Raw genomic sequence first — 4,259 nt, forward strand, 5'->3', positions numbered from 1 at the left:
AATACAGAAATAAAGGGTTTGCAACTGAGGCTGCCAATGCTCTGATTAAATATGCATTTGATATTTTGAAAGTAAACAAAATAATCGCTCATTGTGATTCTAAAAATATTGCATCTGAAACTGTTATGAAAAAGCTAAAAATGAAACTTGTAAGTAATAATGGAACTCGTTATTATCCTAAAACAGGAATAACTTCGGGAGAATATTTATATTCTATTACTAAGCAGGAATATGCAAATATAATATAACTTTTATTATAAACACAAATGTCTACCAATGCAAAATAAGCCATCGGTAGATATTTTAGCTTTAATTATAAAGTTTTTTAAAACGCATCAGGTATTATACCAATTCAAATTTTCATAATCAGGATAACGCTTTACAAATTTCTTGCTAATATACTCAGCTTTTTCTTCGTTTGCCACATCTACAACATAATAAACATCGTCTTTTCTCACATAAGCGTAATTGTTATTGTAGGCAAACTCGTCAAAAGAGTCGCTTAAAATTTTAGTGCCGTTAGCCATTAAATTGTCAACTGCTGTTGGTGAAATATATAACTCATTTTGAGAATCATCACCGTCATGGGTTATTATAAATGCTGCTTTATTTTCAAATGTATATACGGTTGCGTCTTGTGCATAAATAATCTGCAACTTTTCATTATCATAATATGGCATGAACAGATCATCAGGTTTACAACCTGTTGTAAACAGTAAAACACTGCATATTGAAAGCAATATAATAAAACTCAAAATTTTTTATAACATTACCTCTTGTCTTTATATAAATTATCATTTTTATATTTGCAAAATACAAGTACTTTCGCTAAAATTCATTTTATGATATAATATAAAAATAAGATTATTTATACATAGAAAGCAGCAACTAATGAACAAATATAAAACATTAAAAAGCATTATTCCATACATAGCAACGCTTATATTAGTAGCCTGTATGACTGTGACGGCTGAGATATTTAATGAAAAAGAAATTATTTTTCCTGAGATAACGGCACTTGCCATTGGATATATTGTAACCGAAAAGCGAAGCTGGCAAGTCAATGGCAGACGAATGCTTGCGTTGATTACGGTGTGTGCGATTGTTGGCGTATTGATTGTGAAATACATTAAAATCGGAATTTTTCCTCAAGTAATCTTGGCTTTTACTGTTTCTCAAATTATACTTATGTTTTCAAGGACTACCTTTGCACCGCTTATTTCTGCAATAGTGCTCCCTGTTATGATGCAAACCACAAGCTTTATTTACCCTATTTCTGCATTCCTGCTGACTCTGCTTGTGATATTATTCAACAAATTACTGATAAAAATTGGAGTTAAAAATAAAGAGGAATACATTCCAACAACAATAAACTTCCAAAACGATGCGATTGATACCATTATACGAGTAGCCTGTGTTCTTGTAATAGGATATGTTTCATTTTTAGTTGATTTCAGATATGCAATAGCACCGCCGCTACTGGTTGTATTTACCGAGTTTTCAAGACCGACAAACAAGGTGAGAAACCATCCGATAAAGCCAATCATTGTGCTGACCGGCTGTGCTTTTGTCGGAGTATTTTCCAGATATATTCTCAGTATAACGCTGAATCTACCTCTTACAATTTCCGCTCTGACTGCTACATTAATTATGCTCATAATTCTTCGATGTACAAAATTATTTATGCCGCCTGTGGGAGCAATTACTGTATTGAGTATGATAATTCCCGAATCTTGTATAATCACCTATCCGCTACAGATTTTTGCCGGCAGCGTTATAATTGTCGTCCTCTCACGAATTTTATTTATGAGTCGTCAAAACAAACATTTCACAAAAATATAATTCCCAACAAATCAAAAAATCCTGTATGAAAGAAATGACTTCATACAGGATTTTAATTTAGTTATGTCCACTTAAAGGTAATTATACCGTAAATGTAGATAAAGCCAATGCTGAGAGGAACAACATATTTAAAAATAGGTTTCATCCAACTTTTAACTTTCATACCTTTGCCTTCGTTAGCCTCGCTGATAAAGCTATCCCAACCCCATCCGAATTTATTGCAGCAGAAGAGAGCAAGAACAAGCGAGCCGAGCGGAAGAACATTTGTTGATACTATGAAGTCCCAGAAATCGAGCCAGGTTGTACCCTCAGAAAAAGGCTGAAAACTGAAAACGCTAAAGCCAAGTGCAGTTGTAAGAGCAAGGACAAACACTATAATTCCACATACAAGGCTTCCCTTTCGTCTTGACCAGCCTGTCAATTCTCTGAACATTGCAAGAATATTTTCGCACACTCCGAGGACGGTTGACATTGCTGCAAACACCATAAATAGGAAGAAAAGTGAGCCCCAAATTCTGCCACCGGGCATATTATTGAACACTGTAGCCATTGTGTCAAACAAAAGGCTTGGCCCTGAGTTTACCTCAAGATTAAAGGTGAAGCAAGCCGGGAATATGATAATGCCGGCAAGAATTGCCACCAAGGTGTCAAGAGTGATGACATTCACAGCTTCGCCCATCAGCGAACGGTTTTTACCGATATAGCTTCCGAAAATTGCCATTCCACCCATACCTGTTGATAAGGTGAAAAATGCCTGATTCATCGCTGCCACAATAATCGAGCCGTTTATTTTTGAAAAGTCAGGCTTGAGATAGAACGACATTCCCTCCCCTGCACCACTCATCAAAAGGCTGTTCACAGCAAGCACAAGCATCAATACCAAGAGTGCAAGCATCATATACTTTGTCACTCTTTCAAGTCCGCCTTGTATATTAAATGACAAAATTATAAAGGCAACGGCCACAGTAACAAACAGAAAAATTACATTGATTGATGGATTGGAAATCATTGTATCAAAGCCAAGCTTCTTATTATTTCCAATCAGGAAATTCACAAAATAGTAGATAATCCAACCGCACACTACAGTATAAAACGCCATAATTGCAAGATTTCCGATAAGGCAAACCCAACCAAAGCCACCCCATTTTTGTCCCGGTTTTTCAAGCTTGCGGTACATATGAATCGGGCTTGTTCGAGCTGCTCTGCCAACAGCAAATTCCATCACCAAGCAGGGAATTCCAAGAATAATCAGACAAATTATATACACAAGCATAAAGCTTCCGCCGCCGTTTTGACCGCACATCCAAGGAAATTTCCATACATTGCCACAGCCAATGGCACAACCGGCAGAAAGCATAATAAAACCGAGCCTGCTTCCAAGCTGCTCACGAGCCATTATAAAAGGCCTCCTTTAAAATTTACACAAAATATAAAAGTATTATAGCAAAAATTTTAGCATTTGTAAAATTGATAATATTATGTTATAATAGCGAAAATATCGTTTGTAAAAGGAATATTTGACTATGGATACCAATGTACTAAAAACCTTTGTAGCAGTTTGCGAGTATTCAGGCTTTTCGTCAGCAGCCGAAAAGCTTGGCTACACTCAATCTACAGTTTCTTCGCAGATAAAACAGTTAGAAAAAGAATTGAACACCATACTTTTTGACCGATTTTACCACAAAATCAGCCTTACAGCCGACGGAATAATTGTTCTTCAACACGCAAGAAATATTCTTGAATCGCACGAAAAAATGCTTGAAGCTTTGAGAACTCCTGAGCACATTGAGGGGAATATTCGACTTGCCATGTCAAGCTCGGTTTGCAATCGTTATTTCAAAAATGATTTTCTTGAATTTCGCAAGCGTTTTCCCGACATTCGCCTTGTGGTAGTCGAAAGCGGTACGGAGCAGATGTTTGATATGCTGAGGAAAAACGAGGTTGATTTAATTTTCACGCTCGACAGTCATATTTATGATTCCGAGTTTGTTATTTGTGCAGAGCATAAAGAAGAAGTGCATTTCATTTCAGCTATAAATCACCCTCTTTTGCAGAGTAATAATCTTTCGCTAAAGGATATTTGTTGTGAGGATTTTGTTCTTACCGAAAGCAATATGAGCTACAGAAAATTGCTCAATAATGCCCTCTCTGCTCAATCCCTTGAAATTCAGCCGATTCTCGAAATTGGAAATCCACTACAGATTTGTTCTCTCATAAAAGACAGCAAAATGGTTTCATTTTTGCCCGACTTCATCACAGACGAATATTTCAAGTCAGGAGAAATCAGCCACCTGCCAATCGAAGATTTTGAAGTGTCCGTATGGACTCAGCTTCTTATTCACAAAAACAAATGGCGTTCCCCTGCTTTGAACGCCTTTATTGATTTTTACGATGATGTTATTGGAAAATAGAATTTT

General features: G+C 36.3%; 5 protein-coding genes. 3 read left to right on the forward strand and 2 right to left on the reverse strand.

Features of this window, described 5'->3' with window-relative positions; all coding sequences use genetic code 11:
* On the forward strand, positions 1 to 248 hold a 248-nt coding region (locus ACJMMI_RS07385), incomplete at its 5' end, for a GNAT family N-acetyltransferase (RefSeq protein ID WP_405354624.1).
* Positions 249 to 335: 87 nt separating this feature from the next.
* Here ACJMMI_RS07385 and ACJMMI_RS07390 read toward each other — a convergent pair.
* Complete coding sequence (locus tag ACJMMI_RS07390; protein WP_405354625.1) at positions 336 to 680, reverse strand: hypothetical protein; 345 nt, start codon at positions 678 to 680, stop codon at positions 336 to 338.
* 211 nt (positions 681 to 891) lie between these two features.
* Here ACJMMI_RS07390 and ACJMMI_RS07395 point away from each other — a divergent pair, with 211 nt between their 5' ends.
* Positions 892 to 1,842, forward strand: coding sequence for a hypothetical protein (locus ACJMMI_RS07395; protein ID WP_405354626.1), 951 nt, complete (start codon positions 892 to 894; stop codon positions 1,840 to 1,842).
* Between the two features lie 61 nt (positions 1,843 to 1,903).
* Here ACJMMI_RS07395 and ACJMMI_RS07400 read toward each other — a convergent pair whose 3' ends face one another.
* Positions 1,904 to 3,238 carry a sodium-dependent transporter gene (locus ACJMMI_RS07400; protein ID WP_405354627.1) on the reverse strand — a complete coding sequence of 445 codons (1,335 nt, stop codon included), beginning with the start codon at positions 3,236 to 3,238 and terminating at the stop codon, positions 1,904 to 1,906.
* 127 nt (positions 3,239 to 3,365) lie between these two features.
* On the opposite strand from ACJMMI_RS07400, the gene ACJMMI_RS07405 reads away from it, so the two are divergent.
* A complete protein-coding gene (locus ACJMMI_RS07405; RefSeq protein WP_405354628.1) occupies positions 3,366 to 4,253 on the forward strand; it encodes a LysR family transcriptional regulator in 888 nt (295 codons plus the stop codon).
* The last annotated feature ends 6 nt before the right edge of the window (positions 4,254 to 4,259 follow it).

The sequence above is a fragment of the Ruminococcus sp. genome (assembly GCF_045129435.1).
GTDB lineage: Bacteria > Bacillota > Clostridia > Oscillospirales > Acutalibacteraceae > Ruminococcoides.

Coding starts and splice junctions, on each gene's coding strand:
- ACJMMI_RS07390 (WP_405354625.1), bottom strand. CDS start 680: ATGCCATATTATGATAATGAAAAGTTGCAGATTATTTATGCACAAGAC.
- ACJMMI_RS07395 (WP_405354626.1), top strand. CDS start 892: ATGAACAAATATAAAACATTAAAAAGCATTATTCCATACATAGCAACG.
- ACJMMI_RS07400 (WP_405354627.1), bottom strand. CDS start 3,238: ATGGCTCGTGAGCAGCTTGGAAGCAGGCTCGGTTTTATTATGCTTTCT.
- ACJMMI_RS07405 (WP_405354628.1), top strand. CDS start 3,366: ATGGATACCAATGTACTAAAAACCTTTGTAGCAGTTTGCGAGTATTCA.